This is a genomic window from Cupriavidus sp. DF5525 (assembly GCF_040149425.2).
Classification (GTDB): Bacteria; Pseudomonadota; Gammaproteobacteria; order Burkholderiales; family Burkholderiaceae; genus Cupriavidus; species Cupriavidus pickettii_A.
In genome coordinates, this window is record NZ_CP168266.1 from 129,323 (window position 1) to 143,756 (window position 14,434).

13 protein-coding genes are annotated in these 14,434 nt (G+C 63.8%); 10 read left to right on the top strand and 3 right to left on the bottom strand.

Going from position 1 to position 14,434, the window contains the following annotated elements; genetic code table 11:
- The first annotated feature begins 122 nt into the window (after positions 1 to 122).
- Both ABNX08_RS21825 and ABNX08_RS21830 read left to right on the top strand, forming a co-directional pair.
- A complete protein-coding gene (locus tag ABNX08_RS21825; protein ID WP_022537773.1) occupies positions 123 to 554 on the top strand; it encodes a universal stress protein in 432 nt (143 codons plus the stop codon).
- 178 nt (positions 555 to 732) lie between these two features.
- Positions 733 to 1,194: a bacterioferritin gene (locus tag ABNX08_RS21830; protein ID WP_022537774.1), complete on the top strand. Its 462-nt coding sequence runs from the start codon at positions 733 to 735 to the stop codon at positions 1,192 to 1,194.
- 72 nt (positions 1,195 to 1,266) lie between these two features.
- Here the strand turns inward: ABNX08_RS21830 and ABNX08_RS21835 are convergent, their stop codons facing one another.
- Entirely contained in the window at positions 1,267 to 1,446 is a 180-nt protein-coding gene (locus tag ABNX08_RS21835; protein WP_022537775.1) for a hypothetical protein, read from the bottom strand.
- Between the two features lie 363 nt (positions 1,447 to 1,809).
- Here ABNX08_RS21835 and ABNX08_RS21840 point away from each other — a divergent pair, with 363 nt between their 5' ends.
- Entirely contained in the window at positions 1,810 to 2,274 is a 465-nt protein-coding gene (locus ABNX08_RS21840) for a YqjD family protein (protein WP_022537776.1), read from the top strand.
- Between the two features lie 68 nt (positions 2,275 to 2,342).
- On the opposite strand, the gene ABNX08_RS21845 is transcribed toward ABNX08_RS21840, so the two are convergent.
- Positions 2,343 to 4,316 carry an aconitase family protein gene (locus ABNX08_RS21845; protein ID WP_349608614.1) on the bottom strand — a complete coding sequence of 658 codons (1,974 nt, stop codon included), beginning with the start codon at positions 4,314 to 4,316 and terminating at the stop codon, positions 2,343 to 2,345.
- A gap of 182 nt (positions 4,317 to 4,498) precedes the next feature.
- On the opposite strand from ABNX08_RS21845, the gene ABNX08_RS21850 reads away from it, so the two are divergent.
- The 3 genes from ABNX08_RS21850 to rraA all read left to right on the top strand — a co-directional run bounded on the left by ABNX08_RS21850 (position 4,499) and on the right by rraA (position 7,024).
- Complete coding sequence (locus tag ABNX08_RS21850) at positions 4,499 to 5,410, top strand: LysR family transcriptional regulator (protein ID WP_022537778.1); 912 nt, start codon at positions 4,499 to 4,501, stop codon at positions 5,408 to 5,410.
- A gap of 105 nt (positions 5,411 to 5,515) precedes the next feature.
- Complete coding sequence (locus ABNX08_RS21855; RefSeq protein WP_022537779.1) at positions 5,516 to 6,508, top strand: tripartite tricarboxylate transporter substrate binding protein; 993 nt, start codon at positions 5,516 to 5,518, stop codon at positions 6,506 to 6,508.
- Positions 6,509 to 6,523: 15 nt separating this feature from the next.
- Positions 6,524 to 7,024: a ribonuclease E activity regulator RraA gene (gene rraA, locus ABNX08_RS21860; protein ID WP_022537780.1), complete on the top strand. Its 501-nt coding sequence runs from the start codon at positions 6,524 to 6,526 to the stop codon at positions 7,022 to 7,024.
- A 13-nt stretch (positions 7,025 to 7,037) separates the two neighbouring features.
- On the opposite strand, the gene ABNX08_RS21865 is transcribed toward rraA, so the two are convergent.
- Positions 7,038 to 7,970: a LysR substrate-binding domain-containing protein gene (locus tag ABNX08_RS21865; RefSeq protein ID WP_022537781.1), complete on the bottom strand. Its 933-nt coding sequence runs from the start codon at positions 7,968 to 7,970 to the stop codon at positions 7,038 to 7,040.
- 154 nt (positions 7,971 to 8,124) lie between these two features.
- Between ABNX08_RS21865 and ABNX08_RS21870 the strand changes: the two genes are divergently transcribed.
- The 4 genes from ABNX08_RS21870 to ABNX08_RS21885 all read left to right on the top strand — a co-directional run bounded on the left by ABNX08_RS21870 (position 8,125) and on the right by ABNX08_RS21885 (position 14,189).
- Complete coding sequence (locus ABNX08_RS21870) at positions 8,125 to 11,715, top strand: indolepyruvate ferredoxin oxidoreductase family protein (protein WP_022537782.1); 3,591 nt, start codon at positions 8,125 to 8,127, stop codon at positions 11,713 to 11,715.
- Between the two features lie 204 nt (positions 11,716 to 11,919).
- Positions 11,920 to 12,435, top strand: coding sequence for a hypothetical protein (locus tag ABNX08_RS21875; protein WP_022537783.1), 516 nt, complete (start codon positions 11,920 to 11,922; stop codon positions 12,433 to 12,435).
- A 109-nt stretch (positions 12,436 to 12,544) separates the two neighbouring features.
- Complete coding sequence (locus ABNX08_RS21880) at positions 12,545 to 13,714, top strand: hypothetical protein (protein ID WP_022537784.1); 1,170 nt, start codon at positions 12,545 to 12,547, stop codon at positions 13,712 to 13,714.
- Positions 13,715 to 13,760: 46 nt separating this feature from the next.
- Positions 13,761 to 14,189: a TOBE domain-containing protein gene (locus ABNX08_RS21885; protein WP_041681943.1), complete on the top strand. Its 429-nt coding sequence runs from the start codon at positions 13,761 to 13,763 to the stop codon at positions 14,187 to 14,189.
- Positions 14,190 to 14,434: the final 245 nt, after the last annotated feature.

The following is a 14,434-nucleotide window of genomic DNA, read 5'->3' on the forward strand; positions in this document are numbered from 1 at the left end:
GCCGGTCGGCCCTGGCCGTGCTCTCGTCGTCTCTCCCGGAACACGGATTTCTTGTCCATACTGAACTTGCCCGGCGGACAGGCTCGGCACCCTGTGAACAACAAGCCTATGGGAGAGAAACCGTGTTCAAGCACATTTTGCTGGCCACAGATGGCTCGGAACTTTCAAGATTGGCAATGACGGCGGCTATCGGCTTTGTCAAGGAAGGCGGCGCGAAGCTGACGGCCTATACGTGCATGGAGGAGTATCCCTACCTGTCGTCAGGCGACGCCGGCCATCCGCGGCGCAAGGCGTTCGAGGAACAGGAAGCCGCCCGTGCCGGCGCTCACCTTGCCGAGGTCGTCGCTGCGGCCGAGGCCGCGGGCGTCACGTGTGCCACCGATATGACGACATCGGTACCCTACAAGGGGATTATCGAAGCTGCCGACAGGCACGGGTGTGACGTGATCTTCATGGCATCGCACGGCCGGCGGGGTCTGGAAGGCCTGCTGGTCGGCAGTGAAACGCAGAAGGTGCTGACGCACTGCCGGATTCCTGTCCTTGTCTATCGTTAAGGTGCTTGTGGCCGCGGACGTTCTGGTCGGCCAATGAAGACGCATTGACGGGGATATCGCGCCCCCGTCGTCGCCGCGAGTGCTCGTCAGAACACTCGCGGGAAAAGCCGCGCAGCTGCTTCCCAGCACGTGAGCGAGTGCGACACCTATCGCAGAATGCGTCAGGGAGGAACCTGCCATGACCGAGATCGACAAGGACAAGGTCGTCGGCGTGCTGAATCGGATACTCGAAGCCGAACTCGCCGGTGTTGTGCGCTACACGCACTATTCGTTTCTGATCTTCGGTTTCGGCCGCATTCCCATCGTGTCATGGCTGCGCGAGCAGGCCAACGAGTCGCTGCTGCACGCGCACCAGGCCGGCGAGTGGATCACGACCCTCGGCGCCTATCCCTCGCTTGGCCTCGGCGAACTGCTGGACAGCCACACGACCGATATCGGCATCATCCTGCGCGAGTCGCTGGCGACGGAAATGCAGGCGCTGGAGCTGTACCGCGAGTTGCTCACCCTGGTCGAGGACCGCTCCGTCGCACTGGAGGAGTATGCGCGCCAGTTGATCCAGCTCGAGGAGCTGCATGCGGGGGAGGTCGAGAAGATGCTGCGCAAGCCCGGACAGGCGGCGGAGGCGCCGCGCAAGGGCTGACCCGGGCACATGGGTATGGCGCGGGGTCTGCGCCAGGTTACACCCCGCAACATTCAGGGTTTGGTAATCAGGCTACTGCTGCATCGACGATGGCGGCAGCCTGCCGATATCGATCTGCCCCGGCTGGCGAGGGAGCTTGCCCGGCCCCTCGTCGTGCATGGGCGTCGAGCGTTCCTGTCTTTCAGGCGATTGCTTTGCCGGCGGCACTTCACGCATGTTCGGCGGCTCTCTTCGCGGTGCTTGATGTCTCATGATGCCCTCTCAGTGTCCAGATGAGTACGCGATGAAATATCGCACCCAAACTCATTATGCAACCGTCGTGCCAGCGCATGCCATTGGTGGCGAACGCCAGGCTTCGGACACTTCGATCTGCCTGTCAGCCGGTCCTTCCGGCAGAGCGTGGATGGCCCGGAAGCAATGCCGGCGCGCAAATCTACCGATTTTGTAAGCCGGCAAGAACGCAGATCCTCGCTCCGATGCCACTGACGGTCGTTCCCTGATGGCTCGCAGGCTCGTCAGGTCGATCGGCCGGGCCGGGCACGAAATCTGCACCCCTCTTCCTCAGCGTGCAAAGGCAGGCCTTGCGCGCAAGTTTTTCCCATACGGAGGAGCACCATGGAAGAGATTGAAACCAGAAGCACCTACAACACCGGATTCGGGTCGAACCCGCAGCAGGAGCCCACTTTCGGCGAGCGGGCGTCCGGTGACACCAGCCGACGCCCGCAGGGCGCTTCATCGTCGGCAAAATCTGCCGCCTCGCAGGAGCTTGCGCGCGAGCTAGAGCGGCTGCTGGATCGCCTTCCCGGGCTTTCCGGAGAAAGCCTCGAGCAGGCAAAAGCGGAATTTGTCGAACGCGCGGCAAAGTCCAGCCGTACCGCGGCGGAACTGGCCGCCAAGTCTGCGGACGTCGCCCGTCGAATGACCGGACTCGTCAAGAACGAGTGGGAGGTGGGGCGAGAGCGTGCGGAAACGCTTGTCCACGCCAATCCGATCTCTGCTGTCGGCGTGGCGCTTGGTGTCGGCGTGCTGCTGGGCGCGATACTGTTTGGCAGCTCGCATCGACATGGCGGGGAGCAGTGAAGGTGTGAGCCCAGGACGCCAGGGGCGCGCTCGACAGGCCGCCCCGGTTCGCCCGCTATGTACGTAAGTTATCGTTGCGCCGCGTAGCGCTGCTGCAGTTTGTCAAACGATAGCAACTGGCCGGCAATCGCACTGGCGGCAACGGTAGGCGGGCTGGCGAGCCATACTTGCCCCGGTCCGGATCGACCCGGGAAGTTCCGGTTGATCGAGCTGACCGTCACCTGATCCGCGCTGACCGACGATCCCGGGCCGCAGTTGGCGCAGGCACCGCAAGAGGGCTGGAGTATGCGGGCGCCGACAGCGTTGAAAGTCTCCACGTAGCCCTTGCGGTTGCAATAGTCCCGGACATCGGTGGTGCCGAACTGCAGGTAGAGGGTGACGTGAGGGGGGACGCTCAAGCCGTGCTCCACGGCCCAGTGCAGGACCTCGTGGTACAGGTCGAAGTCCTCCCGCTTGCCGGCCGTGCACGATCCTCCGTAGGCAATATCCACTGGCACGCGCTGGTCCAGCGTCGCCAACGGCAGGCCGTTCCCCGGATCGCCGGGGCGCGCCACCATGGGACCGAGCGTACGGCAGTCGATCTCGAGCGTGGCCGCAAAAGCGGCATCATCGTCGCTGCGCATCCATGGCTCGACCACGAACTTGATGCCACGGCGCTCCTCGAGGAAGCGGACTGTCTCCGCATCCGGCGCGACAATGCCGGTAAAGCCCCCCAACTCGGCGCACATATTCGTCAAGGTGGCGCGCTCGTCGATCGACATCGCGCAGACTACGGGGCCGGTGAATTCGAACACCTTGCCGACCCCGGCGCCTGACTTGATCTCGTCTTGCGCCAGCAGATGAAGCACAACATCCTTTGCCGTGACGCCAGGCACTAGGGCACCGTGCAGGTTGACCCGGATGCATTGCGGCATCGTCATGCGGACCGCGCCCGTCACGAACGCATTGGCCATGTCGGTCGTGCCAACGCCGAAGGCCACGCACCCCAGCGCCCCGCTATGGGGTGTGTGGGAGTCGGTGCCCACAATCACCTGCCCTGGCAGGGCATAGCGTTCCGCCATCATCGCGTGGGAAATCCCGGCGACATTGCTGCCGTCATCGCCGCGGGACTCGTCCTCGGTCAGGGTCCGGTGGTATCTGAGGTGATAGGTGCGAACGAAGTCTCGTTGCGCCGCGCACATCCTGGCGACGTTATCCACCAGGCCGCCACGCACGTGCGCCGGGCTTTCCAATACGTAGGAAGTGTGATCCTCGAAGACGACGATATGGTCGGCGTCCTTCAATTGAAGCGGTTTGCCGAACGTAGCGTGCAGCATGTGGGCGCACATGCCGGTGTAGTACTCGTGAATGAAGCGCCAGTCGGCGCGCACGAATACGCCGTCGCCCGGATTGGGCTCTGCCGGCGTGACAGGCGTGGCGAGCAGATGCCGGTGGACGATTTTCTCGAACAGGGTTCGCGGCCCCGCGGGCATGGCCGGGGTCGCTTTACCGACATGGCTGAGGTATTTTTGCCCGAACTTCAGAAGCCCGCCGTTCAGCAGGACGGATGCGGCCAGTGCGTCGCGCCCGGCCACGAGCGTGTCCAGCTCGATGGGCTCCCCTTTTTCCAGGCGGGGAATGAGACTGAAATCCGTCGAGGTGAACAGGCCGATGTTGTCGGCGTTCTGGCGGTAAATGCGCTCGAAGCTTTTGGCGATGACCAGGCGGATGCCCGCGAGCTTTTCCGCCGCGGGGCTATGTTCCCGCGAGGAGCCCTTCCCATAGCGGTTGCCTGCGACCGTGACTGAAAAGCCTCCCTCGCGAATCGCGTTGGCCGCGATCGGGAGTGTGCCCTCGACCTTGTATCCCGTATAAGGGTAGCGGCCGAGCGCATCGTCATAGTGCGTCAGGATCGGTACTGGCGTGATTTCGTCCGTGGAGACGTCGTCTCGCAGGGAACTCGCTTCCTCCACGGTCACCGCGTGGCCCTGGAACTGTCTCTCCATGACCGCCGCTGAGTCGGCAAGGAACAGAATGCGGCCTGATGGCTCAAGGGCGCTCATGCAAGTCTCCGGTGGGGTTTTGGGAAACTTTACTTGCCGTTGAGCGGGGACCCGAAGCGCTGATGCGGCATTCCGGATATCCGTCGACGACATATCAGGGTAAACCCTTGCGTATCCAGTGCGCTGGCTCGGAGGTTAGTATCAGGCGACATTTCGGCTTCCTCGCATGGGCCTACTGAAGCATGCACCGCATCGATCCGGTCAACATTCAACTATTCCTGGCAGCCGCTCGCGAAGGTTCCATCAAGCGGGCGGCCGAAACCGAGCATATTGCCCAGTCGGCCCTGAGCCGGCGCATCGCCGAGCTGGAGCGCACTTTGGGGGTGGTCCTGTTTGTGCGATCTCCCTCCGGCGTGGTCCTGACCGATGCGGGGGCGAGAGCGCTGGAGCTGGGCCGGAAGCTGAACGAGGATATCGCCAGCTTCGCGCGTGAGGTGCAAGACCTGGGCGACCAGGTTGCCGGCATCGTGCGCCTGTCCGCGAGCCCGTCCGCCATCATCGGGTTCCTGCCGGAGAGGCTGCACGCGTTCAAGGCGGCGCACCCGCTGGTCGAGATCGCGCTCTACGAGCGATCAACGGCTGAGACCATCCGCGCCTGCCTCGATGACCGTGTCGACATCGGTATCGGGGTCGCGGCCAAGACGCCTGCCGGCCTCGAATCGTGGCAGTTTGCCAGCGACCCGCTCAATGTCGTGATCCCGTCGTCGCATCCGTCGGCCAGGCGCAAGCGGATACGCTATGCCGAAGTCCTGGAGCATCCGCTGGTGGTTGTTCAACCCGGTGGCGCGCTCGACCAGGAGCTGAGGGAGCAGGCGGCAAATCTACGGCTTCCCTTCAACCAGAGCGTGGCGGTCTCCAGCTTCGAGGCCGCTTGCCGCATGGTGGAGGCGGGGCTGGGCATCGCAGTGCTGCCAGCCAGCGCAAGCGCCGCCTATGCCGGCACCCGCCGCTTTGTTCGCATTCCGCTGGATGAGCCATGGCGCGAGCGCCAGCTCCTGATCTATGCCCCTTACAAACAACCGCGGCTGCGGGCAATTGCCGCGGTGATCCGCGCGCTCCAGCCACAGGGGGTAGTGGACGGTATGCCAGGCTGAGATACCCGGTCCAGCCGATTAGCACTCTGCCCGACAGCGGCGCAACACTAAACTCCGTCCCAAAGGGCACTGTCCCCAGTGCTACTTAATAAACGGAGACAAGGAATGCCGACTTCGCTGTTTCGACAGGCGTGCAACGCGTTTGCCGCCCTGACAACCCTTGCCGTCTTCGGCGGCCTGAACGTGCCCGCCCACGCGCAAGCCACGGATTCGAAGCCGGTCAGGCTCATTGTTCCGACCCAGCCAGGTTCGCAGGCCGACGCCGTGGCGCGCGCGCTGAGCCAACCCCTTGGGAAGAACCTTGGTCACTCAGTGGTGGTCGAGAATATTGCCGGCGCTGGCGGTGTGCCGGGTACCCAGCAAATCGTCAGGGCGCCGAAAGACGGGTCGACCCTCGGATTGATTTCGTCGAATCACGTCATCAACCCGTTTATCTACAAGAACCTGCCCTATGACTCGCTGAAGGACATTACCCCCATCATGGTTATCGGCACGCTGCCACTGGTGCTCGTCGTCAATCCTGCGGTGGGTGCGAATACGGTAAAAGAGCTGATCGCCCTGCTGAAGTCGAAGCCGGGCGAGCTGAACTATGGCTCATCAGGGAACGGCACCGTCCTGCACCTGGCCGGGCAACTCTTCGCCAGTGAAGCGAAGGTCGATATCCGGCACGTGCCATACAAGGGGGCGGGCAACTACACCACCGACCTGATCGGTGGCCAGGTTCAGCTCGGGTTTCTCACGGTGCAGGCCGTCTTGCCGCTGATCAAGGCCGGCAAGCTGAAGGCCATCGCGGTGTCCACTGCGCAGCGAGTTCCGACGCTGCCCGATGTGCCGACGCTTGCCGAGTCGGGGCTTCCCCGATACAGCTTCGACGCGTGGCTCGCGATCGTCGGTCCTGCCGGGATGCCGAAGCAGAGCGTGTCGGAGCTGCAGTCGAAGATCAAGGCCACGCTGCAGGAGCGCGACGTCCAGGAACACCTGGCGGGGCAAGGCGTGGTGGTGACCGCGACCGGTGCCGACGCGGCAGTGCCGTTCTTCAAGAGCGAGCTGGACAAGCACGCGCGGATCGTGAAGCAGGCAGGCGCCACGCTGAATTGACGAGGATCGCGCGCAATGAACTCGACCCGCACTGCCTTCACCAGCGACTTGTCCGACCTCCATGGCGATCGCGTACGTGGCTACCCGAGTCCGTTCACCAGCTATGGCGGCTGCGTCGCGTTCCACGGCGTCATCGAGACGATCCGGTGCTTCGAGGATCCCAGCCTGATCCGGGCATGCCTGGCAGAGCCCGGCCACGGCAGGGTCCTTGTCGTCGATGCCGGTGGCTCCAGGCGCGTGGCGCTGCTGGGGGACAGGATGGCGCGCCTGGGCCACGACAACGGATGGGCCGGCATCATCCTGCATGGGGCCATCCGCGACCGTCTGGCGTTGGCGGAGGTGGACTTCGGCGTCTTCGCGCTAGGGGCTGTCCCGGTCCGGGGCGAGAGCCGTGGAACCGGGGAGCGAACGGCCACGCTCGAGATTGCGGGTATCCCCTTTGCTCGGGGGAGCCATGTCTACTGTGACGCGGACGGAATCCTGACTGCGGAAACGTCCCTTGATCCAGGCGCGTAGTCTTGCGGCCGGCTCAACGACCGCATGCATAGATCAGGAAGTCCCGCAGCGCCGCCGCCGCGGGACTCAGTTCCGCATCCTTGCGCCAGAGTATGCCAACTTCCATGTCCGGGATTGACGCGGACAGCGGCCTGGCTTCGATCTCCTTGCCTTCCAGGGACCAGGGGCGGAACACCATATCCGACAGTACCGTAATCCCGAAGCCATGCGCGACGAGGCCGCGCAGGGCCTCCATCGACGTCGTGCGGAATGCCACGTTCGGCGCAAGCCCCTTCGACCGCCAGTACCGCAACGTGGATGCCTCGCCTTCGTCGACCGTCAGCAGGATGTACGGAAACTCCGCAACCTGCCGGAGTGACGGCGCGTCCCCCGCCAGCAGCGGATGCCCCGGTGACGCCCAGAGCTGGCGGCGCGACCGGATCAACGTGCGATGGGAAAACCGCCCGAGTTCCGGGACATTGGACAGCAGCACGATGCCGAGTTCGATTTCACCGCCGAGGATGCGTTCCTCGACCTCGGCGCGATGGAGGTCGCGCAGGTCCAGGTCCACGTTGGGGTAATGGTTCCGGAATCGCGCCAGCAGTCCAGGCAGGAAATACCCCAGCACCGTATAGGTGGCGGCGATGCTGACGCTGCCCGCCATGCTGTCCAGCCTGATGCGCGGCTGCCTGAGCGCATCGTCGACGGATTCCAGGATGCGCGTGACGTGCTGGTAGAGGTGGTTGCCTTCGGCCGTCAGCGCCACGCCGTGTGGCAGCCGGTCGAACAGGCGCACGCCAAGCAGCTGCTCCAGCGCAAGCACGGCATTGGTAATGGCCGACTGCGACACATGTTCCTCGATAGCAGCCATGGAGAACTGCCCGGTCGCGGCGGCGGCGCGGAAGTAGCGCATCTGCCGCAGCGTGATCTCCTTTGCCGCTGGGAATGCACTTTCCGGGACTGACATTTTCCGGCTGCCGGAGCGAGGATCGCGCTTCTGCGTAGACATATGGAAATCGGATACCTGCTGTCTGAAATTGTGATTTTACGATATGTCCAACGCTTTCTACACTGGCACGACATATCCATAAAAGCAGCTTGTGACCCCGGAGACCACGTCTGTGAACAGTCCTCTTTCCCCCCAATCCAAGCAGGCGTTGGTCGACACCCTCGCTGAGGCAAGCCTGGACGACAAATACACGCTGCCCAAGGGCCGCGTGTACCTCAGCGGAACCCAGGCGCTGGTGCGCTTGCCGCTGCTGCAGAAGGAACGCGATCGCGCGGCGGGGCTCAATACTGCCGGCTATATCTCAGGCTATCGCGGGTCCCCGCTGGGCGCGCTCGACATGGCGCTATGGAAGGCCAGGCAGCATCTTGCCGGCAGCGACGTGGTGTTCCAGCCGGGCATCAATGAAGACCTGGCTGCCACCGCGGTCTGGGGCACGCAGCAGCTGAACCTGTTTCCCGACGCCACCCGCGACGGCGTCTTTTCGATGTGGTACGGCAAGGGGCCGGGTGTGGACCGGTCGATGGACGTGCTGAAGCACGCCAACGCCGCTGGCTCGGCGCAGCACGGCGGCGTCCTCGTGCTCGCGGGAGACGACCATGCCGCGAAGTCGTCGTCGGTTGCGCACCAGTCCGAGCACGTGCTGCTGTCGGCAGGCATTCCCGTTCTCTATCCTTCCACCGTGCAGGAGTATCTGGACTATGGCCTGCACGGCTGGGCGATGAGCCGCTACTCCGGCCTGTGGGTGGCGATGAAATGCGTGACCGACATCGTCGAATCGACTTCCTCGGTCGAGATCGACCCCGACCGTGTCCAGGTGGTACGGCCGACCGATTTCTCCATGCCGGCGGAGGGCCTGAACATCCGCTGGCCGGATTCCCCGCTGGCACAGGAAGCCAGGCTGCTGGACCACAAGCTGTACGCGGCGCTGGCCTATATCCGTGCGAACAAGCTGAACCAGATCGTGCTGGACCCGGACCAGCCCCGGTTCGGCATCATGGCGGCAGGCAAGGCGTATCTCGACGTCCGCCAGGCATTGCTCGACCTCGGCCTGGACGACGACACCTGCCGCCAGCTTGGCATCAGGCTGTTCAAGGTCGGCTGCGTCTGGCCGCTCGATGCCCAGGATGCGCGCGAGTTTGCGACCGGGCTGGACGAGATCCTGGTTGTCGAGGAAAAGCGCCAGATTCTCGAGTACGCCCTCAAGGAGGAACTGTACAACTGGCGCGAGGACGTGCGCCCCAAGATCTTCGGCAAGTTCGACGAGCGGGACAACCAGGGTGGGGAATGGTCGGTGCCGCAAGGCCAGTGGCTGTTGCCCGCGCACTATGAGCTGTCGCCGGCCCTGATCGCCAAGGCCATTGCGAGGCGCCTGGATGGATTCGAGATGCCGGCAGAAGTGCGTAGCCGGATCGTCTCGCGCATCGCCATCATCCAGGCCAAGGAGCGGGAAGCGTCCCGGCCCCGGCTGGCGGTAGAGCGCAAGCCGTGGTTCTGCTCCGGCTGTCCGCACAATACTTCCACGCGCGTGCCGGAAGGCTCGCGTGCGATGGCCGGCATCGGCTGTCACTACATGGCGATGTGGATGGACCGGAATACCGACACCTTCAGCCAGATGGGCGGGGAGGGCGTGGCCTGGGTCGGCCAGATGCATTTCACCCGGGAGAAGCATGTTTTCGTCAACCTGGGTGACGGGACCTACTTCCATTCCGGCCTGCTGGCCATCCGCGCCGCCGTGGCGGCCAGCGCCACCATCACCTACAAGATCCTGTTCAACGACGCGGTCGCGATGACCGGCGGGCAGCCTGTCGACGGTGTCCTGACGGTGCCGCAGATTGCCCACCAGGTCAGGGCGGAATCGGTTCGGGAGATCGTTGTCGTGACCGACGAGCCGGAGAAGTATGGCAATGGCGAGATGCTGCCGTCGGACGTCAAGGTATTCCATCGCGACGACCTGGATGCGGTACAGCGCCGGCTGCGGGAGGTCGAGGGCGTCACCATCCTGATCTACGACCAGACCTGCGCCACCGAAAAGCGCCGTCGGAGGAAGCAGGGCAAGTACCCGGATCCCGCACGGCGGGCGTTTATCAACGATGCCGTTTGCGAAGGGTGCGGCGACTGCTCGGTCAAGTCGAACTGCCTGTCGGTCGAGCCTCTGGAAACCCCGCTGGGCACGAAGCGCGCCATCAACCAGTCGTCGTGCAACAAGGATTTCTCCTGCGTGAACGGCTTCTGCCCAAGCTTCGTGACGGCAGAAGGGGCGCAGCTTCGCAAGCCCGGCACGCTCGGCAAGGAAAGCGCCGGCGCGGGCGGTGAGCTCCCGCTGCCGCAGATCCCGGAGGTCAATGGTGCTTACGGGATCCTGGTGACGGGTGTCGGGGGCACTGGCGTGGTTACGATTGGCGGGCTGCTTGGGATGGCCGCTCACCTGGAACGCAAGGGCGTGACCGTGCTTGACATGGCAGGCCTGGCCCAGAAGGGTGGCGCCGTGCTCAGTCATGTCCAGATCGCCCGCACGCCGGACGCCTTGCATGCCACGCGCATCGCCACGGGCGAGGCAAGGCTGGTGATCGGTTGCGACGCGATCGTGTCGGCATCCGCGGAAGTCCTGTCCAAGGTCCAGCATGGCCGCACCAGTGCTGCCATCAACAGCGCGCGCACGCCAACTGCCGAGTTTCTGTCCAACCCGAAATGGACCTTCCCCGGGACCTCCGCGGAGCAGGATATCAGGGGCAGCGTCGGGGATGCCTGCAAGTTCCTGGACGCTAACGACTGGGCCCTGACGCTGCTTGGCGATGCCATTTACTCCAACCCGCTGCTGCTGGGGTTTGCCTGGCAGCAAGGATGGGTACCGCTGGTGCTGGAGAGCCTGATGCGGGCGATCGAGCTGAACGGCGTGTCTGTCGACAAGAACAAGCAGGCCTTCACCTGGGGGCGGATGCTCGCGCATCTGGGCGAAGCGCAGGTACGGGCGCAGGTTGGCGCCGGCGCCCGACAGAAGGTGGTCGCCATTCCCGAAACGCTGGACGCGCTGGTTCGCCGCCGGGAAAGCCTTTTGACCGACTACCAGGACGCTGCCTACGCAAGGATGTACCGCAACACGGTCGACCGGATTCGCGAGACCGAAGACCGGCTTGCAAGCGGCCGCAAGCGCCCGCTGACCGAGGCGGTAGCGCGGAACCTGGCCAAGCTGATGGCCTACAAGGACGAGTACGAAGTGGCTCGCCTGTACGCCGATCCTGCATTCAAGGACAAGCTGCGTGCGCAGTTCGAAGGCGAGCCCGGCCGTGACTATCAGCTCAGCTTCTGGCTGGCGCCGCCGGCATTGAGCAAGAGCGCCCAGGGGCAGCCACGAAAAAAGCGCTTTGGCCCGTCGACCATGACCGTGTTCAGACTGCTCGCGCGGATGAAGTGGCTGCGCGGAACGAAGCTCGACCCGTTTGGCAGGACGGAGGAGCGTCGCGCGGAACGCAGGCTGGTGGACGAGTACCTGGCGCTGATTGAAGAGTTCGCGCGCACGCTGACCGCAGACCGGCTGGACACCGCCATCCAGCTCGCGGGCCTCCCTGACGATATCCGTGGCTTTGGACACGTCAAGGAAGCGTCCATGCGGAAGACGGCGATGAGGCGCTCCGAACTGCTGGATCGGTATCGAACCGGCCGCGTGGCGGCAAGCGACAACGCGCAAGCGGTGCAGATGGCGTGAATGGTGGGGTGTCGGCGGATAGTGCTGGAAGGATCCATCCGAGCACATGCGCCGGGAACGTCGGCAATTTTTGATGCTGGATGCTTTCTGGCTGGAATATTCGGCCTGGCCTGCGTGTTTACCAAGCAGGGCAGGAGCGCCTGCCTGGCGTGGCGTGCACTATGCTGAATTGGTTTCGCCCGCCGCCCCTACCGGAGATCGATCATGCGCCATCGCCTGTCCGCCTGGCTGGCCGCCGTTGCGGCGACTCTGCTGTGCGCCTGTGCCACCCTCCAGCCTGTGGAGACCGCCCGGAAGATGTTCGGCAGCCCCCAGAGCGCCGTACGCGATACCTTCGGCGCGCCCACTGAGACATACCAGTTAGCCAACGGCACCAGCCGGTGGATCTACTCGAAGCAGCCGCTCGGCTTCGAGGTTTACGCGGCGGACTTTGACGCAAGCGGCAAGCTGACCAATTTCCGCCAGATGCTGACCGAGAAGGAGATCTACGAGGCCCGTCCTGGCGTCTGGACCAAGCAGGACGTTGCCGAGCGCTTCGGCCGCCCGCGGGAGCCCATCCAGTACTACCCCTTGATGAAACGCGAGGCCTGGTCCTATCGGCTCTACGCGGGCGCCTACCAGCCGGCGCACTTCAGCGCCTACTTTGACGATCGCGGCGTGCTGGATCGCACCATGATCATCGTCGACCCGCTCGGCGGCGACACGCGCGACAGCAAGTAGGCGCTGCCGGTCCCGCTGCCCGGTTGAGCAACGTGACGGCGGCCAAGTGGCCGGTTGCGGCAGTCGCGTTGTGCGGCGCGGGCGGGGGGGCGCGCAAGGAGCAATGAGAATGAGGCCAGCGACCTGGTTCGTAGTGATAGCCGTTCTGTTGTCAAAGCTGGCGGTCGCTGCCGACTTTGGCAGCAAGGGCGGCGCCGAGCCCGCCAACGTCGACCAGATTTCCGATCTCCTTCGCGAGGATCCCTATGATCTGGAGTTGCTGATCAGTTTCGGCACTTCCAAGGGCGGGTCGGCCGGGCATCTCGCTCTGGCTATCCGAGACGGCGTGCCTGGCGACGATCTGGTCTATTCGGCCAACTATTATGCCGACCGCAAACGTAAGCACGAGAGCGGCTTCTACACCACGGATCTGATGGTTGGCATCCCGAAGAAAGAGTATTTGTTCAAGACGATCTCCTCGGTCGCGGAGACGGCCTCGTTTGGCCTCGATTTCGGCGAGATCTACAAGCGTTCGGTAATCGGCGTGCGCGTCTACGGCGTACCGGCCAGTGACAAGGAGGCCCTGGAGGCTTACTTCAGACGCATCAATGACGACTATCACCGGCAGGCCAGGAATACCGAGTACCACAGCGGCGAAATCAAGTATGACTACTTGCGCCTCAACTGCGCCAAGACCATCGGGGCCGCATTCAAGTTTGGCGCTGGCTACAAGGAGCTGGAGGTCGCCAGCGCGAGGTTTCTGTCCGGACGGCGGGTGGTCGCAGCCGCCACGGCCAATATTCCTACCGAGATGGCGATGAAGCTCATCAAGGAATGGGGCGGGCGCGGCTACGGCATGGACGTGGTGCTGTACAAGAAATACGGGGGCTCGGCCTATGTGGATCCTCATGAGGATGAAAAGGTGGCCTTCAAGGACTTGCCCAATCGCTTCCCCTCGGTCTTGTCCCGCGACTTCCGCCGGGAAGCGGGCGCCTACGAGGACTTCGACAACCTCTTCGCCATGTATCTCCTCTACAACCTGGGCAAATACAGCGTGCGGGTGAACGAGCAGACAATGCTGCTTGAGATTGAGAAGGACAAGCGCCCAACGACCTACACGGAGGCGGCCGAACTTGCCCTGCAGAGCGCCAGGTCGGACAGCGAGAATTTTCGTCGCCGCCTGATGTTCCGGCCAAGCGGTACAAGGATCGGGGAAACTGCGGACAACACGCACCTCTACAATTTCTCTGACGATAACGTCAAGAAAGGCAGCGCCCTGGAGATGGAAGCCACAGAATGACAAGGAACGCCCGCGAGCAGCTCAAACAACCAAAATGGAGAGCGAAGTGATTACCAGTGCACGCAATCAGTTTTCGGGTGAAGTCTCCGAGGCCAAGCATGGCGCGGTCAACGACGAGGTCACGCTAAGTCTGGCCGGTGGGCAGGCGATCGTTGCCACGGTGACCAGCGAAAGCGCAGCGCGCCTTGGGCTGACCCAGGGCAAGAAGGCGTTTGCCATGGTCAAGGCGACCTCGGTGATCGTGATGGTGGATGTCGATGTCAGCAAGGTGTCGGCGCGCAACGCGATCAGCGGAAAAGTGACCGACCTCAAGAAGGGCGCCGTCAATACGGATGTCACCATTACCGACGATTCCGGCCTGGCGATTTCGGCCATCATCACCAAGAGCAGCGCCGACCGGCTCGGGCTGGCCGTTGGCAAGCCGGCGGCGGCGGTCTTCAAGGCGTCGAGCGTGGTCGTGGGCGTGGATGGCTGACCAGTCCTGGCCGATGTCAGGCCAGCAGCTTCAGCAATGCGGCTAGTGTCCATCTTGCCCTTCGCGAAGCGCTGAGGCGCGCCGCCGCCGGTCGGCGCGGCGGATACCACCTCGAGCGATACCAGGTTGGACACGTGGGCCCCGCCTTTCCGTCGTTGGGAATCACAAGTCGGGCGAAGCCGTCCGTTGTCAGCGGCGTACCGTTCATCGCATACGCGACGATATCGGGTTGTCTGTTGTTCCAC